This window comes from Paenibacillus sp. FSL K6-1230 (assembly GCF_038002385.1).
Lineage (GTDB): Bacteria > Bacillota > Bacilli > Paenibacillales > Paenibacillaceae > Paenibacillus > Paenibacillus massiliensis.
This window is the reverse complement of record NZ_JBBOCK010000001.1, coordinates 3,950,521-3,966,659: the sequence shown is the minus strand read 5'-3', so window position 1 is coordinate 3,966,659 and position 16,139 is coordinate 3,950,521. Positions and strand designations below refer to the sequence as shown.

Below are 16,139 nucleotides of genomic sequence, written 5' to 3'. Positions count from 1 at the left end.
ATCACTGAGCAAGTTGAGCTAACCAAGAAATCGAGTCCGTATTGGATCAGCGACTGGCGAAGAATTGAAGGAGGATGTACGGTATGAGCGGCAAAAGAGGAAGACCGCGCAATCTGGAGACGCAGCATGCGATTCTCAATACGTCATACGAATTATTGCTGGAGCATGGCTTCGGTGCAGTAACGATTGAGAAGATTGCGGAGCAGGCGCAGGTGAGCAAAGCAACGATCTATAAATGGTGGCCGAATAAAGCAGCGGTGGTGATGGATGGCTTCATGCATGCTGCTTCGGCCCGATTACCGATTCCCGATACAGGTAAGGTCACCGAGGATATACTACTGCATGTATCCAATCTGGTCCGGTTTATGACAAGTCGTGAAGGACAGATTATTACGGAGCTGATCGGGGGAGGACAATTCGACACAGCCCTGGCAACGGAGCTACGTTCGCGTTATATCCAGCCCCGTCGCCAAGAGGCAGGACAGCTGCTACAGAGGGGAATAGAGCGCGGAGAACTGCCAGAGCATCTTGATGTGGGAGTCACTATTGATCTGGTATACGGCCCGATTTTTTATCGTCTGCTGGTTACTGGTGATCCGCTCGACGAGGGGTATGTTCGCAGCCTGGTTGATCTTACGATCCGCAGTGTTCATCAATATTTTGCATAGATTCATTAGAGAGCTTCTAATGTACCTGGATGAGAATTGGTTGTGCAAATGCACAATCAATTTCGTCTTTTCATCAATATTTTTTTGTGGCGCAAACTCTTATACTGAAAGCGTGTTCAACAAGAGCAAGCTAGGAGGCTGCAAGGAATGGAAGGATTAATGATTGGATGGTATGGTGCATTGGCAGGGTTGGCGCTTGCAATCATTCTCATACTGAAGAAGCTCAACCCCGTATATGCTCTATTTTTGGGAGCGATTACAGGCGCATTAATCGGTGGTGCGAATTTGGAGGAGACCGTAGGCGTTCTTGTAAGCGGTACACAAAGTGTAATCGGAACCGTACTGCGGGTTCTGGCGGCTGGCGTGCTGGCTGGAGTCATGATGGAATCCGGTGCGGCTGAGACGATCGCACAGGCGATTGTGAAGAAATTTGGCGGGAGCAAGGCCATTTTGGCACTGACGCTGGCTACGATGCTAATTACAGCTGTAGGCGTATTCATCCCTGTCGCTGTATTGATTGTGGCGCCCATTGCCTTGTCTGTCGGCAATAAAATGGGGATCTCGAAGCTGGCATTACTGGTAGCGCTCTCGGGTGGAGGGAAGGCAGGCAACATCATTTCACCTAATCCCAATACGATTGCTGCTGCTCGCGGGTTCGAGCTTGACTTGAGTCATGTGATGCTCGCAGGGCTTTTGCCGGCAGTCTTCGGTCTCGCAGTTACAGTCATTGTGGCTTCGTTGCTGAAGAAGAAGGGAACCATGGTGTCGGGGGATGAAGCGCAATATAGCGAGAACGAGAATAATGATTATCCACCACTGGGGCGAGCAATTGTGGCACCACTGGTTGCTATCGTGCTACTAATGATCAATCCTATTGGCTCGCTGTCTGGCATTGAGCTGTTATCCAATATGAAGGTCGATGCTCTGTATATTCTGCCAATCGCGGGAATCATCGGGCTGCTGGCCATGGGTAAGGGCAACAAGATGCTGGAATATAGCGCGTCTGGTCTCAATAAAATGACGGCAACCGTACTGATTCTGATCGGTGCTGGCGGGATTGCTGGGCTCATCGCTGCTTCGGATCTCTCCACGCAGGTCGTAGCTCTGATTGAGGGATCAGGTATCGCCGGGACATTCCTTGCGCCGATCTCGGGTATTTTGATGGCGGCTGCCACAGCTTCTACTTCAACCGGTGTAATTCTAGCTACGGGTTCCTTCGGACAGGCTGTCCTGAATATGGGGACATCACCGCTAGCTGCATCCGTAATGGTACACACAGGTGCTACAGTTATTGATTCCCTGCCACAAGGCAACTATTTCCACGTAACTGCGGATAGCATGAAGATGTCGATCAAGCAACGTATGGGTGTAGTTCCTTATGAGGCGATTGTGGGCGGAACGATGACGATTGTCGCTACCGTAGTATACGGCTTCTTACTGTAGTGAAGCGATGTGAGCCACGTAGCCAAGTGAGATAACCAAGCTAAGTCAGCTATAACCTGAGTCAGCTATAAGCTAAATAAGCTAAATCAACTACGTTAAGCCACGTAAGCTGTGCTAAAACAATGACATGATGATTGAGTGAGACTATACAGATACAGGGATTGTTGACAGTAATGTGTCTACATTAATGATGGGGTGAGAGAGAATGCAATACAAGAATTTTGTACTGGCGCCTGATTCCTTTAAAGAGAGCATGACCGCCAAGGAAGTATGCGTAGCCATGGAGAAAGGACTACGGAAAGTGTATCCTGAAGCCAATTATATTCATGTGCCGATGGCAGATGGCGGTGAGGGAACGGTGCAATCTTTGGTAGATGCTTCAGACGGACAGCTGCTGTATGCTGAGGTGACGGGTCCGCTGGGTCAGATGGTAACGGCTTCCTATGGCATTATGGGAGATGGAACGACAGCTGCTGTCGAGATGGCGTCAGCCAGTGGTATCCATCTGGTGGAAAAGTCAGCTCGTAATCCGCTGATTACGACTACTTACGGTACAGGCGAACTGATACGCGAATGTCTGGATCGTGGTGTCCGCAAGATCATTATTGGGATTGGTGGAAGTGCGACAAATGACGGTGGCACAGGAATGGCTGCTGCGCTAGGGGCTCGCTTCCTGGATGCTGCAGGCGAAGAGCTACCATGGGGGGGAGGAAGTCTCGGTCGTCTGTCTTCCATTGACCTCACTGGACTAGACCCGCGATTGCAGGAGGTACAGCTGATCGTGGCTTGTGATGTGACAAATCCGCTCTGTGGTCCTACAGGGGCCTCGGTTGTATTTGGTCCACAGAAAGGCGCTACACCAGACATGGTGCAGCAGCTTGATGCCAATCTCGCTCACTATGCAGAGGTCGTGAATCGCAAGCTGGGTAAGAATGTATTGGATGTACCAGGTGCTGGTGCTGCAGGCGGTCTTGGTGCAGGCCTGTTGATTTTTACGCAGGCGGTATTACAAAAAGGGATTGATATTGTCATCGAATACACCGGGCTTAGCGATAAAATAGCTACGGCTGATGTCGTATTCACAGGCGAGGGCGGAATTGACTTCCAGACCAAATTCGGGAAGACACCCTACGGCGTAGCGAGAGCCGCCAAAGCTAAAGGCAAGAGGGTAATTGCTCTGGCGGGTTATGTCGGTGCCGGAATCGAGACGTTGTATAATGAGGGCATTGATGCGATCTTTGGGATTGTCCCTGGAGCTTCTGCTTTAGAGCATTTGCTGGCCGAGGGTCCCGAAAATGTAGAGCGTACAGCCGAAAATATTGCGCGTGTGTTGCAATTCGGCGAGAGCTCATGCTAGAAGAGGATTCACTGACTGCTTCAACTCTGGATTGAAAATCATTAACGATGACATGTGGACTCATTGGCTTGACCTCCAATCGCTTCATTACTTATTGATGCATCCGCAGTAGCTCATAGATCAACTCGGTGAGCTGTAGTAGATCGCGTGGATCTCGCCCGGTGATGGCATGAATTCGCTTCAGACGGTATTGTAAAGTATTGCGATGTATGTTCAGGGATTCGGCGGTCAGAGACATGCTTCCATTGTGATGAATGAAGCTTCGGAGTGTGTCCAGCAGCTCCGGTGTATCCTCCAGCTTGTGAGTGGTATGGGCAGGGCCAACAAGCCTTGCCTGACCCCACTGGATGAGGAACTCCACTTCATCGTAGGTCGTTACCTGCTGTGAAGGCCATAGCGCGAACAGGATGGACATGGCAGCCTTAGCCTGAGCATAGCTACTTGCAATACTGGCTTCGTGCCGTCCCCTGGAGATCCGAATGCTTGGATGATCAAGGAGCAGTCTTCGAATATGCTTATCCACATCCTCAGGCTGCTGCACTAGCAGGAGCCATGTATCATTTTCCACCTGAAAGGCAGTCTTGAATAGTAGCAGTATAGAGTCCTCGCTAGCTAGTGAGGAACTCTTCACATACAGGACCGTTGTCTTTATGACGAGATCCAGCTGATAGGCTGTGGCTTCTTTTCTCAGCTTCTGGGAATAGGCTCCATGATGGGAGAGCAGCAGCTCCACAAAGGCCTTCTTGCGATTTGCCTCCTCCGCACGATGCTCCAGCATGGTGCGCTGTTCAATGAGCAGGGAGACCGTCGTTCTGACAATACTGCAAAAGGGGCGTACCTCATCAGGATTGCCCGTAATTCCGATGACTCCGACGCAGACATGTCCTATGAAAATCGGCTCGTTTGTTCCTTGCTTCTCGTTGGTCCCATCCTCCCACACCTCAACCATGTGTCCGGTGGACAGAGCCTTAACGGCACCCTGATGGATGGTGCCCACCCGCTCCCGAGTCCCGCTACCCACGATAATCCCTTTTGCATTCATAATGTTAATGTTGTAAGGAATATCCTTCATCATCTTATCGACAATATCTTGTGCCTGATTCTCCGAAAGCTGGAACAAGGAATGGCCCCCTCCACTGGTTCATCTAATAGTAGCTACTGTCAACATATGTATTGTGCATATGAACAACATTATAGCTTTTTCATCATCCATATTCCAACATGCATACAGACAAGAGAGCCGCATAACTGGAGGAAGACATTGTATTCCTCGAAATTTTCTACTCCTTATAGCCATCACAGGAAGTATAATGGTCGATGACTGTCGTTTTTTGTTGTATGATGGATTTATGAAACGTTGGTTCCCCGAACCTAGGAGGGTGTCTTTTGTTTAGTCCAATGAAGGCCATGTTTCCCCAGCGCAAGAAGCTTAGTCTCACATCATTGCTAATCGGCCTTGTGACGCTTGTCGTAGTGCTCACCTCTACGATCCTTCTGGCAGGCTCCTATGTGTCCAAGAAAAATTCGCTAATCGAGACTACCCTACGCTTGAATTATAATAATGCCAGCGGCAAGGCCCAGACATTGAATTCCTTGTTCATCTCCATGAGGGAAAGTCTGCAGTATAGTGCCAATTCACTCACGGATGTGGAAGGCATGACTGCCAAGCAGCTCGCTGACTATCTGAATCTCATGCGCAATTCCAGCAACTTTTTCAATTCCCTGTATCGTATAGATGAGAACGGGCAGATCCGTGGAATCTCTCCATATAATCCCCAGAGGATCGGAGGGCATCTCACCACGAAATATGCACTTGAGGCTTTGCTTTCCCAGCGGCCCTATATTTCTTCTCCCTATGTAACACCCAACTCGCACAGACTTATTGTGTTCATGAGCCAGCCCTTATTTGATCAAAATAGCAATTATACCGGATTCGTTGGAGGTTCGCTTTATTTACAGGAGGACAATATTTTATCAAGTATTTTTGGCAACAATTCTGTGGATGATTCCGGTTCATATTATTACATTGTGGATGCTCATGGCCGTGTCTTGTATCATCCAGACAAGCAGGTGATTGGTTCGGATCTGGCCCAGGAGGAGGTCGTGCAAAGTCTGCTAGAGGGCAAAAGTGGACGTCAGCTCACAGTGGACCATCTCGGTCGGCAGATGATCGCTGGCTACTCCTATGTGGATTCGAATGGCTGGGGAGTGGTGGCGGTATCCCCGCTGGAGCGAATCCAAAAAGAGCTTATGGACAACTTGTACACCCAAATTCTGGTGTCTAGTCTGCCATTCATGATTTTGCTCATCGGTGTCATTCTGATTGCGCGTCAATTGGCCCGTCCTTTCGTGTATCTTGCAGATTTAATGAGCAAGCTCGGCAAGGAAAGGGTGGTATTGCCTGAAGCCAAATCACACTGGAATAGAGAGGCTGATCTACTGACGAAGGCGGTATTTCTGGCTGTCGCGGATATCCAGAAGCAACAGGACCAGCTTGCGCAGGATGCTGCTACAGATGGCTTGACCGGGCTACTGAACCGCAGATCCCTTGAGCAAATGATGCAGCAATGGCTGGAAGCGGGCACTTCCTTCTCGCTGATTCTGCTCGATGTGGATCGTTTCAAGCCGATCAATGATACCTATGGTCATCTGGTTGGTGATCGAGTGCTCAAGCATGTGAGTGATAAGGTGTTGAGCAATGTACGTCCGACAGATGCGTGTTTCCGATTTGGCGGAGAGGAATTCATCGTGCTGCTGCCGGATTGCGCTAAGGAGGAAGCTTTCGAGCTGGCAGAGATCATTCGTAAAGACATCGAGAGCAGTGCAGCGCCGATTCCTTCACGAATTACGATATCTCTCGGTGTAGCACATTGCCCTGATGATGCTGCGTCTGCTGAGCAGCTTCTACACAAGGCTGACCAGGCTATGTATTTGGCCAAATCCCAAGGTAGAAACCGGACGATGCTGGCAAAATAAAAAGCGGAAAGTCAACCAAGGCCTATGAGATTAGAAATCATAGCAGTGCCACCTATATGTAGGGGCACTGCTATTTGTCTGTGAGAACAGGTGGCTTGTAATAAACCCCGTGATAATTAATTGTATAAATGTTCTAAATTTAATTATTTGTTATAATTATCTATGTAAGCGGTTTCTAATGAATTAATCTAATATGGAGGGATGACACAAAATGAAGGCAGGTATTCGTTGGAGGCGAGGTTGGATGGCCGTATTAAGTGTAGCTCTGTTGGCGGCTACATGGTATGTGCCAGGAACGGGAAGCGAGATTCAGGCAGCAGAGCAGGTCAATGTGCGTGACTTCGGGGCACGTGCGGGGGTGACGGAGGATCAGTCGGCTGCTTTTCACGCCGCGATGAAGCATTTCTATGACAAGGGGCAAAAGGGTACGGTCTATATTCCCGCAGGCACCTATTACGTCGATAACGGTCTTCGTTTCCACGCTGGTGTGAATCTGGTAGGGGATGGAATAGGGCGAACGATTATTAAGAAGACAGGTAATGTAAGCAGCTACGTGGTGGGGAATCCGGTACTGCGCTCCGGCTCCAATAATCTGGAGGTCAGTGTGTCCAAGCTTACGATTGATGGAGATCGCACGAACCGTGCAGCTCGTGGTCTGGGACAAGTCGGGGGCATTAACATGGATGTGGATGTCCGCAATTTGACGTTGTCCAATATGGAGATCAGAGACACCACAATAGGCGCTCTCCTTCGTCGGACCAAGGATTCAACGATTCAGGACAGTGTGTTCGATCGCACAAGTGGACATGCTATCGCAGCCGGACATGAGAGCTTCCCTGTGGGTGAATTCAGAAATGTGACCATCACAGGTAACAAGATTACGAACTCAAGCGGTGGTAGCGGAATCAATCTGTCCCGTGCAGCTCGTGCTACGGTTACGAATAATGAAATTGTGAACAGTGTACAGCAATCAGACACCTATGGAGGCATTCGGATTCCAAATGGTGGCGAGAACAATATTATTAAAGATAATCGAATCGTGAACTATCCACGCGGAATCTTCGTACTTACAGGGGCAACTAATAATACCTTCGAGAATAACACGATTGTGAACTCTCGTATTCAGGGGATGCTGATTGAGGCGAATGACAATACGATCAAGGGCAACATTATTCAGCAGACAGATGCTTCCCTCAGCCCCGAGCTAATTCGTCTGTCTGGCGCGAATGGGAATGAGATCTCCCGCAATCGGATGGAGACGCACTCCCGCTTCAGCAACTTCGGGATTCGCCTGACGAACTCCAGCAATAATCGCATTGTGGATAATATCACCGATACTTCTGGGACTTCCGTCAGTGTTGAGGGTGGCAGTGGCAATACGGTCAGCGGTAACACCAATAGGAGATAGCTAATTAAAGTCGCTATTAAAGATAGCTATTAAAGATAGCTGAAATCGTAGAACGCTTTCCTGAGCTTTGTACTTGCTTAGGAAGGCTTTTTTTATGGAAAAGATAGGACATGTCAAGCTCGGTGGGGAGAAGTCTTGGGTGTGAATTTCTTTGGTTAGCATTTTGCATAATTCGATTTCAATCACTTTTGGAATACAAGATATGGACAGGAAGAATCACCCTGATCCATATCTTGCTGATTAGAAGTCGTTCTTTGGATTTATGCAAAATGCTCTGGTGTATAATATAATAAATTTTAGCCGTACACAGGGACGGAATTTCAATACATATGCTCAGGAGGCACGAGGCCATTGAATTATTCATTTTCCAACCGTTTCACAGCTATGCAACCCTCCATTATTCGCGAGATTCTCAAGGCCACATCAGGTCAGAACGTCATTCCGTTCTCTGCGGGCAATCCCGCACCTGAGACTTTCCCGGTCGAGGCGATCCGGGCCTATACACAGTCCATTCTGGAAGAAATGCCAGTAGCTGCTCTGCAATATGGAATTACAGAAGGCTACGCGCCTTTGCGCGACGTCCTGAAGAATCATTTGCACACCCGATTTGCCAGCGGTAAAGACATGGACGAGCTGATGATCGTCTCCGGCGCGCAGCAGGGTATTGAGCTCGCTTGTAAAGTATTCTGCAATGAGGGAGATACCATTATTTGCGAAAGTCCCAGCTTCATTGGGTCCTTGAATACATTTCGTTCCTCTGGTGCGAGACTGGTAGGGGTTCCTATGGAAACCGATGGCATCCATATCGGCTTGCTGGAGCAGGCGCTTCAGACCGAGAAGAATGTCAAGCTCATCTACCTGATCCCTAGCTTTCAGAATCCGACGGGTATCACGACATCACTGGAAAAGCGCAAAGCGGTCTATGAGCTGGCCCGACGCTACGGGGTTATGATTCTGGAGGATAATCCTTACGGAGAGCTCCGCTTCCGTGGTGAGGATGTTCCGACCATCAAGTCCATGGACGAGGAGGGACTGGTTATCTATGTGGGCTCATTCTCCAAAATATTGTCGGCAGGTCTTCGTGTCGGCTATGTGTTGGCCCCAGATGAGGTAGTCTCCAAGATGGTGGTCGCCAAGCAGGGGGAGGACGTGCATACAGCGATGCTTCCTCAGATTCTAGCTCATAAATTCATGACAGAATACGATTATGCAGGCCATATCGCCAATATACGGGATATTTATCGCCGCAAGTGCGACCTGATGGAGCAGAGTCTGGAAGCCCACATGCAGCAGTCTGTCACGTACACGAGACCAGATGGAGGACTCTTCCTCTGGTGTGAGCTGCCGTCCGGGATCTCCATGCTGGACTACTGCAAGACAGCGGCTGAACGAGGCGTAGCAGTCGTGCCTGGTACCGCCTTCCTGGTCGATGCGACAGCTTCCTGCAATGCCTTCCGTCTGAATTTCTCGACACCTTCGGATGAACAGATTCGACAAGGAATTGAGATACTGGGCCGTATATAGTCTTGTGCTGTTGTATGTACAGGCGAAAAATGGTATAGTATTGATTATTTGCTGAACGGTATTTCCTGTGAGAGTATCCAGTAACGAAGCCGGCTCCGGACTCACGGGGTCGGCTTTTGTGCTTGGCTCCTGCTGGAGCGCATGGACAGCCCGTACGTACATGATTTTAAACAGGTTAGGGGAGAATGAAAGTGTTCGGTAACGATTGGGATGAGGTATTGCATGAGGAAATAAACAAACCCTATTTTAACGATCTGAGATATACGCTCGCTAAAGAATACAAGCTTCATCAGGTATATCCGTCCAAGGAGAATCTGTTCTCTGCGCTTAAGCTTACTTCCTTCTCGGGTACCAAAGCCGTCATTTTGGGACAGGACCCATATCACGGCCCAGGACAGGCTCATGGACTCAGCTTCTCGGTGATGCCTGGTGTCAGAGTACCACCTTCACTGAAAAATATATATAAAGAGCTGCAGTCGGACCTTGATCTGCCTATTCCTGATCACGGCTATCTCATTCCATGGGCAGAAGAAGGTGTATTGCTGCTGAACAATGTACTCACGGTACGCCAAGGACAGCCTCAATCCCATCAAGGCATCGGCTGGGAGCAGTTCACCGATGCCGTCATTGCAGCGCTCAATGAGCGTGATGAGCCAATAGTGTTCATCTTATGGGGCAGTCATGCACAAAAAAAAGGTGAATTCATTAACGAGAGCAAGCATCTGGTCATTAAATCCAGTCACCCCAGTCCCTTCGCGGCACATCGAGGATTCTTTGGTAGCCGTCCATTCTCGCGGACGAATGAGTTCCTGCTGAGCAAGCAGCAGCAACCGATTAACTGGGAGCTTCAGAACCTATGACGAACGGAGGGGGGCACATGCGCCACTGGATCGGCCGCCATGTCATTGTGTCCTGCGGACCAGAGGGCAAGCGCAAGCTACGGGGAACCTTGGAGCATATTAATTATTCACAGCAAAGTGTGGTCCTTGCCCCGCGTATGCTTCAGATCCCCTTTCAGGATATTCTGACGATTCAGGCAGCCCTACCGTTAAAGGAACGTCGTCTGCCTTCTGTTGCGGCTCCGCATGTGGTGGGTTATATCATGAAGGAATCCTTGCAATTTGATAATGCGGTGTATTTTCAATCGGTCGTGACGATCTGGGAGGGAGATCGAATTCTGGCGTATGCCTGCAGACTACGCAGTCATGGACCGAATGAAGTGGTGCTGCAGGATGGACGTAGGCTGGACAAGCGTCATTATACATTTGTGGTGCGATCTTTAAGAGGGCAAGGTAATTAGCATGTGTTATCTGAAGTTGTTCCTGCTATACAATAACAAAAGCAGCATGAGGCCGAATAGGCACCATGCTGCTTTTGTTGACTCTGTTGCTACTGTGTGGTTACTCTGATCTACGATTACTCTACGCCATCCTTGTAATGGTTGGTCCAATTCTTGTCGCCTTTATGCATGAAGTCCTCTACCGTCTTCTCTAGCGTAGCGAGCAGCTGATGCTTGATGTCATAAATGGTGGTCCGGAAGAGTTCCTCCTCGCGGCCGACCACTTTCTCTCCATATAGTGCCTGGGCAGCGATAAATTTGCGGTGCTCCTCTACCAATTGATCAATGGATTCCAGAGCATGCTCCACATAATGGCTAATTCCTTGTTGCTCGCGTGGAAGTAATGATTTCAAATATTGCACTTTCTCGATAGTAGGCATATCGAATTCCTCCGTTCAATTAGTTAATCCGTAAAAACCCCCGGAACAGCGAACCGTCTCTCATCTTTATGTCACTAATTATACAATGTTTTCGGAAAATTTTCATTACTTTTTTATGGGAATGTGATTTTTTTTATATCTTATTTTCAAAAAAAAAAGAAACTGGAGCGTGTGTGAGAGGCTGCAGACCGCGCCAATCGACTACTTGGCAATCATGCTTGCAAGCAGAACAGCAAAGTTAGAGGGAGGAAGTGGATACAGGACCTAAGCAAGCTGTAGGCCCTGTGGCTGCCATATGTATGTATCGTAGAGCAGAAGTATGTTTGGCCCGACTGGCAAGGCTGCGTGATCCATGATGCGTAAGGTCAGGGCCAGGCATTTTAGATTTAAGAGGAATTCGTGCTATAATTGCATAAATTTCAGGAAAGGTTGACTGGTGAGATGAAGCTTTTTAAAGGTATATTTTGGGGAATCCTCATCAGCATTGTATTATGGATTGCCATATTCGGGCTGATTCGGGGACTGCAGTAGCGCTGGCTCAGCTTCGGCAATATCCCACCATTTAGACGATAACCTTGGTAACGCTCTTGATATCCTGATTGGATAGTTGATACATATTATGATCGTCATACAGTATCCATTGATCCGTTCCTGGTAGCGGTCGTAACCATCCGAATACGATGGTCTCATCAACCAGCTTGAGGATGACTGCCTGGGGATGATCCAGTACGGAATGATTGTGCTCATGATCATGCTCATGCATTACAGTGTGCCTCCTTTCCGATGCTCATACTATCATTTTCGACGAAAAGCAATTTATTGTTTATAGATATTCAGCCAATGAATCAAATTTTACATATCAGGATTATAAATAATTCCAAATCGCATCCTCAGGCCTCGCTACAAGCTTGTCCACCGTGAGCCCCCACGTAAATGAAGGGGTTATGTTCAACGTTGCCGTCTTCTATTCCATTCGTCCAGCAGCGTGATGTCATACAGATCCGCATTAATAGGCCCTTTCTCGTTACTATACTTGATTTTGATCAAGGACAGCAGATCAAACATGTCGCTTAGTACGCCAAAAAAGGAGCCGAGAATGGCCAGGTCATCCGCCGAAAGATCGTCCAGGAACTGTAAGCCGTTCGATTGTGAAGGAGCTGCTTTCTTGCCGGAATGCCCCTTTTTCGCCAAGTCAATCACCTGCTTCCGGGTAAGTTATGCGGACTTTGGATACTCAGGATAGTATATGTCCGTAGACGGAGACACTCCTATGCCTTTACCCAAAAAAAGCGAGATTTAAGGCCTCTTTTCGCTGTGCACTTGTCCTAATTGCGAATGAGTAGGCAACTTACAGTAGCCCAGAATGGCTAACCCGACTATGATTTTGTTCGCAGTCATCCAGCACGGGCCCGTCTATGATGGGAATTGGCTCATTGTATACGCAAAGGCCTATAATCGTGTCAGAGGAGGATAACCATGAGTACGCATGTATTTTACGTTCCGCCCGTGAATGTGATGGGTAAAGGTTGCCTGCAAGAGATTGGACCTAGCCTCAAGGAGATGAAGCTCTCCAAGCCACTGGTAGTTACTGATGCATTTCTGCTGAAGAGCGGCATTGCTGGCAAGGTACTAACGATTCTGGATGAAGCTGCTATTCCTTATGCAGTCTATAGTGATGTAAGACCCAATCCTACCTGTAAAAATGTACATGATGGTGTTGAATTCCTGAAGTCGCAAGGCTGCGACTCGCTGATCTCTATTGGTGGAGGCTCACCACAGGATACAGCGAAGGCCATAGGAATCATTGCCACGAATGGTGGACATATCAGAGATTATGAAGGCGTTCACAAATCCGTGCATAAATCGCTCCCGATTATTGCGGTGAATACGACAGCAGGTACCTCCAGTGAGGTCACCATCAACTACGTTATTACGGATGAGGAACGGAAAGTCAAGATGGTCATGGTGGACAAGAATAGCCTTGCCTCCATCTCGGTCAACGATCCGGAATTAATGGTCGATAAGCCGGCAGATCTGACAGCAGCGACAGGTATGGATGCGCTTACGCATGCCGTTGAAGCCCTGGTCACGCCAGGAGCTTATCCTGTCACAGATGCTACGGCTCTGGCTGCCGTGGAGCTCATCTTCCAGTACCTGCCGCGTGCCGTGGCGAATGGCCATGATCTGGAGGCGAGAGAGCAACTGGTCTATGCTGTATTTCTCGGCGGTATGGCGTTCAATAATGCTGGTCTTGGCTATGTACATGCGATGGCACATCAGCTGGGCGGCGTGTATGACCTGCCTCACGGGGTGTGCAACGCGATGCTACTGCCCTATGTGGAGGAGGAGAATGCCAAGCATGTGCCACACCGCTTCCGCGGGATTGCAAGAGCGATAGGCCTGAATGTTGAAGAGCGGACGGATCAGGAGTGTGCGGATTATGTCATTGAGTCCATCAAGCAGTTGTCACAAGAGGTGGGCATTCCGGCCACATTGTCTGAGCTGGGTGTGAATGAAGTCGATCTGGAGCTGCTGGCTGACAATGCAATGAAGGATGCCTGTGCACCGGGAAATCCTTTTACGCCTACCAAGGATGAAGTTATTGCAATGTTTCGTAAAATTCTGTAATTAACCAAGTGAATAACAGAGAAAACGAAAAAAAATAAAACCGTAATGAACCATAGTGAGGTTTGTTACGGTTTTATTTTGAGTTTGAGAATAAAATCACTTTGAATATTTTTGTTTATTTGTGTTTTCAAAGACAAACAAAGATGATATAGTCTTTTTAAGTTCATGATAACGCTAACAAATAAAAATATTCGGAGGTATGGGTATGGTACAGAGTTTGTGGGACGCACAGAAGGCATCTGGGATCCAGGAGGGACTGGGACAGCTGGTATACCGCTCCAATCTGCTGGGGTCAGACCGCCGGGTATGTAACTGGGGTGGAGGCAATACCTCCAGTAAGACGGTAATTCAGGATTTCCGCGGTCGCGATATCGAAGTCATGTATGTGAAGGGTAGCGGCTCTGATCTGGCTACAATGAAGGAAGGTAATTTCACAGGGCTTCGGATGGAGGATGTTCGTCCGCTATACGAGCTAGATGAAATGTCTGATGAGGATATGGTTGCGTATCTGGCGAATTGCATGGTAGATCCGAAGCATCCTCGTGCTTCCATTGAGACGCTGTTACATGCGTTCCTGCCGTTCAAGCATGTGGATCATACACATCCGGATGCGATCATCAGCTTGTGTTGTGCGGATAATGGCCAGGAGATCGCGCGTGAGATTTTCGGAGATAGCTTCGTATGGGTGCCTTACATCCGTCCAGGCTTTACACTATCGAAGATGATCGCTCAAGGGGTACGGAATAACCCGCAGGCAGAGCTTGTGTTGATGGAGAAGCACGGTCTGGTTACTTGGGGCGATACGGCTGAGGAAAGCTACGCCAAGACGATCGAGATGATTAACAAGGCTGAGGCGTATATCGAGGCACGTGTAAATGAGGAGCAACTCTTCGGCGGAGCCAAGAGCAAACCACTGCCAGCGGAGGAGCGTAGCCATATTGCTGCGGCCCTGATGCCATTCATTCGCGGAGCTGTCAGCGACGAGAAGACGATGATGCTGACCTTTGACGATGCGGACGACGTGCTGCAATTCGTATCAGGTAAGGATGCGCCGCAGCTGTCGCAAGTAGGAGCAGCTTGTCCGGATCATCTGGTGCATACGAAGGTCGTGCCGCTGTTCATTGACTGGACTCCAGATGCCAGCGACGTAGAAGGTCTGAGAAAGCTGTTGGCCGAAGGAATTGCTGCATACAAGGAGCAGTACAAGGCTTACTTCGAGCGGAACAAGCATGAAGGAGATGTCATGTTCGAGGCAGCTCCACGCGTCATTCTGATTCCGGGGATCGGCATGATCAATACGGGTAAGAACTGGAGCAACTCGAAGGTCAGCGGAGCGTTGTATCATCGGGCCATTGCGGTGATGCGTGGTGCGACGGCGCTCGGTAATTTCGTATCGCTGAGCGAGAATGAGTCGTACAACGTGGAATATTGGCCGCTTGAGCTATACAAGCTGTCTCTGGCACCGGCTGAAGCTGAATTCTCCCGTAAGGTGGCCCTGATCACAGGCGGCGCAGGCGGAATCGGTAGTGAGACGGCACGTCGCCTGGTCGAGGAAGGCGCACATGTAGTGCTGGCTGACCTGAACCTGGAGGGCGCTCAAAAGGTTGCCGACGAGATCAACGCCCAATTTGGAGAGCATCGTGCTCTGGCTGTACGGATGGACGTGACGAATGAGGAGCAGGTTACAGCAGCCTATGCTGAAGCAGCACTTCATTATGGCGGTGTGGATATCCTCGTGAACAATGCAGGACTCGCCACCTCCAGCCCATTCGATGAGACATCTCTCAAAGAATGGAACCTGAATATGAATGTGCTCGGTACAGGCTACTTCCTGGTAGCACGCGAGGCCTTCAAGACTATGAAGGATCAGGCGCTGGGCGGGAGCATGATCTTCATCGGCTCTAAAAACTCCGTATTTGCTGGCAAAAATGTAACAGCCTACAGCTCTGCCAAAGCGCTGGAGGCACATCTGGCACGCTGTATTGCAGCTGAAGGTGGAGAGCTTGGCATTCGGGTCAACACCATTCTGCCAGATGCGATTCTGCAAGGCTCCGCGATCTGGAACTCCAACTGGAGAAATGAACGAGCTGCGGCCTATGGCATCGAGCCTGACCAATTAGAGGAGCACTATCGCAAACGCACGACGCTTCTGGTCAACATTTATCCAAGAGATATCGCAGAGGGTGTTGCTTTCTTCGCTTCCTCCAAAGCAGCGAAGACGACGGGCTGCATGATGACCATTGACGGCGGTGTACCAGCGGCATTTACACGCTAACATGTCGATACAGCGGGAAGTCACGTCCTGAGCGGTGAGATAACTACAAGATTCCGGGGATCAAGCTATTCTCAGAGCATTCATAAAATGATGAATTATTATGTAGTAATGAATCGTTGTGCCATACACAAGCCATACACA

14 protein-coding genes are annotated in these 16,139 nt (G+C 49.1%); 10 read left to right on the top strand and 4 right to left on the bottom strand.

All coding sequences use genetic code 11. The features are described 5' to 3' along the window. Window positions 1-83: 83 nt before the first annotated feature. The 3 genes from MKX74_RS17505 to MKX74_RS17495 all read left to right on the top strand — a co-directional run bounded on the left by MKX74_RS17505 (window position 84) and on the right by MKX74_RS17495 (window position 3,468). On the top strand, window positions 84-668 hold the full coding sequence (locus MKX74_RS17505) for a TetR/AcrR family transcriptional regulator (RefSeq protein ID WP_036633857.1): 585 nt from the start codon (window positions 84-86) through the stop codon (window positions 666-668). 147 nt (window positions 669-815) lie between these two features. Further along, window positions 816-2,111, top strand: coding sequence for a GntP family permease (locus MKX74_RS17500; protein WP_341179270.1), 1,296 nt, complete (start codon window positions 816-818; stop codon window positions 2,109-2,111). A gap of 205 nt (window positions 2,112-2,316) precedes the next feature. Next, entirely contained in the window at window positions 2,317-3,468 is a 1,152-nt protein-coding gene (locus MKX74_RS17495) for a glycerate kinase (protein ID WP_341179269.1), read from the top strand. A gap of 91 nt (window positions 3,469-3,559) precedes the next feature. Here the strand turns inward: MKX74_RS17495 and MKX74_RS17490 are convergent, their stop codons facing one another. Beyond that, window positions 3,560-4,588 (bottom strand): CdaR family transcriptional regulator, encoded by a 1,029-nt coding sequence (locus MKX74_RS17490; protein ID WP_341179268.1) that lies wholly within the window; start codon window positions 4,586-4,588, stop codon window positions 3,560-3,562. A gap of 266 nt (window positions 4,589-4,854) precedes the next feature. Between MKX74_RS17490 and MKX74_RS17485 the strand changes: the two genes are divergently transcribed. From MKX74_RS17485 to MKX74_RS17465, 5 genes are all read left to right on the top strand, one after another. Beyond that, window positions 4,855-6,444: a sensor domain-containing diguanylate cyclase gene (locus MKX74_RS17485; RefSeq protein ID WP_341179267.1), complete on the top strand. Its 1,590-nt coding sequence runs from the start codon at window positions 4,855-4,857 to the stop codon at window positions 6,442-6,444. Window positions 6,445-6,688: 244 nt separating this feature from the next. Next, window positions 6,689-7,852 (top strand): glycosyl hydrolase family 28-related protein, encoded by a 1,164-nt coding sequence (locus MKX74_RS17480; RefSeq protein WP_018886867.1) that lies wholly within the window; start codon window positions 6,689-6,691, stop codon window positions 7,850-7,852. Between the two features lie 351 nt (window positions 7,853-8,203). Then, window positions 8,204-9,376 (top strand): aminotransferase-like domain-containing protein, encoded by a 1,173-nt coding sequence (locus tag MKX74_RS17475; protein ID WP_018886868.1) that lies wholly within the window; start codon window positions 8,204-8,206, stop codon window positions 9,374-9,376. A 191-nt stretch (window positions 9,377-9,567) separates the two neighbouring features. Beyond that, window positions 9,568-10,236: a uracil-DNA glycosylase gene (locus MKX74_RS17470; RefSeq protein ID WP_341179266.1), complete on the top strand. Its 669-nt coding sequence runs from the start codon at window positions 9,568-9,570 to the stop codon at window positions 10,234-10,236. Further along, complete coding sequence (locus MKX74_RS17465; RefSeq protein WP_341179265.1) at window positions 10,233-10,676, top strand: hypothetical protein; 444 nt, start codon at window positions 10,233-10,235, stop codon at window positions 10,674-10,676. The genes MKX74_RS17470 and MKX74_RS17465 overlap by 4 nt, the downstream gene beginning before the upstream one ends. A 116-nt stretch (window positions 10,677-10,792) precedes the next feature. On the opposite strand, the gene MKX74_RS17460 is transcribed toward MKX74_RS17465, so the two are convergent. The 3 genes from MKX74_RS17460 to MKX74_RS17450 form a co-directional block, all read right to left on the bottom strand. Next, window positions 10,793-11,095: a hypothetical protein gene (locus MKX74_RS17460; RefSeq protein ID WP_341179264.1), complete on the bottom strand. Its 303-nt coding sequence runs from the start codon at window positions 11,093-11,095 to the stop codon at window positions 10,793-10,795. Window positions 11,096-11,657: 562 nt separating this feature from the next. Then, entirely contained in the window at window positions 11,658-11,858 is a 201-nt protein-coding gene (locus MKX74_RS17455) for a hypothetical protein (RefSeq protein ID WP_018886873.1), read from the bottom strand. Window positions 11,859-12,043: 185 nt separating this feature from the next. Continuing rightward, window positions 12,044-12,286 carry a hypothetical protein gene (locus MKX74_RS17450; protein ID WP_341179263.1) on the bottom strand — a complete coding sequence of 81 codons (243 nt, stop codon included), beginning with the start codon at window positions 12,284-12,286 and terminating at the stop codon, window positions 12,044-12,046. A 285-nt stretch (window positions 12,287-12,571) separates the two neighbouring features. Between MKX74_RS17450 and MKX74_RS17445 the strand changes: the two genes are divergently transcribed. After that, on the top strand, window positions 12,572-13,723 hold the full coding sequence (locus MKX74_RS17445) for an iron-containing alcohol dehydrogenase (RefSeq protein WP_018886875.1): 1,152 nt from the start codon (window positions 12,572-12,574) through the stop codon (window positions 13,721-13,723). A gap of 205 nt (window positions 13,724-13,928) precedes the next feature. After that, a complete protein-coding gene (locus MKX74_RS17440) occupies window positions 13,929-15,998 on the top strand; it encodes a bifunctional aldolase/short-chain dehydrogenase (RefSeq protein WP_341179262.1) in 2,070 nt (689 codons plus the stop codon). Window positions 15,999-16,139: the final 141 nt, after the last annotated feature.

What these genes read in the sequence shown, in the direction of transcription:
- MKX74_RS17460 (WP_341179264.1), bottom strand. Translation starts at nt 11,095, where the DNA reads ATGCCTACTATCGAGAAAGTGCAATATTTGAAATCATTACTTCCACGC.
- MKX74_RS17445 (WP_018886875.1), top strand. Translation starts at nt 12,572, where the DNA reads ATGAGTACGCATGTATTTTACGTTCCGCCCGTGAATGTGATGGGTAAA.
- MKX74_RS17465 (WP_341179265.1), top strand. Translation starts at nt 10,233, where the DNA reads ATGACGAACGGAGGGGGGCACATGCGCCACTGGATCGGCCGCCATGTC.
- MKX74_RS17480 (WP_018886867.1), top strand. Translation starts at nt 6,689, where the DNA reads ATGGCCGTATTAAGTGTAGCTCTGTTGGCGGCTACATGGTATGTGCCA.
- MKX74_RS17505 (WP_036633857.1), top strand. Translation starts at nt 84, where the DNA reads ATGAGCGGCAAAAGAGGAAGACCGCGCAATCTGGAGACGCAGCATGCG.
- MKX74_RS17455 (WP_018886873.1), bottom strand. Translation starts at nt 11,858, where the DNA reads ATGCATGAGCATGATCATGAGCACAATCATTCCGTACTGGATCATCCC.
- MKX74_RS17500 (WP_341179270.1), top strand. Translation starts at nt 816, where the DNA reads ATGGAAGGATTAATGATTGGATGGTATGGTGCATTGGCAGGGTTGGCG.
- MKX74_RS17495 (WP_341179269.1), top strand. Translation starts at nt 2,317, where the DNA reads ATGCAATACAAGAATTTTGTACTGGCGCCTGATTCCTTTAAAGAGAGC.
- MKX74_RS17440 (WP_341179262.1), top strand. Translation starts at nt 13,929, where the DNA reads ATGGTACAGAGTTTGTGGGACGCACAGAAGGCATCTGGGATCCAGGAG.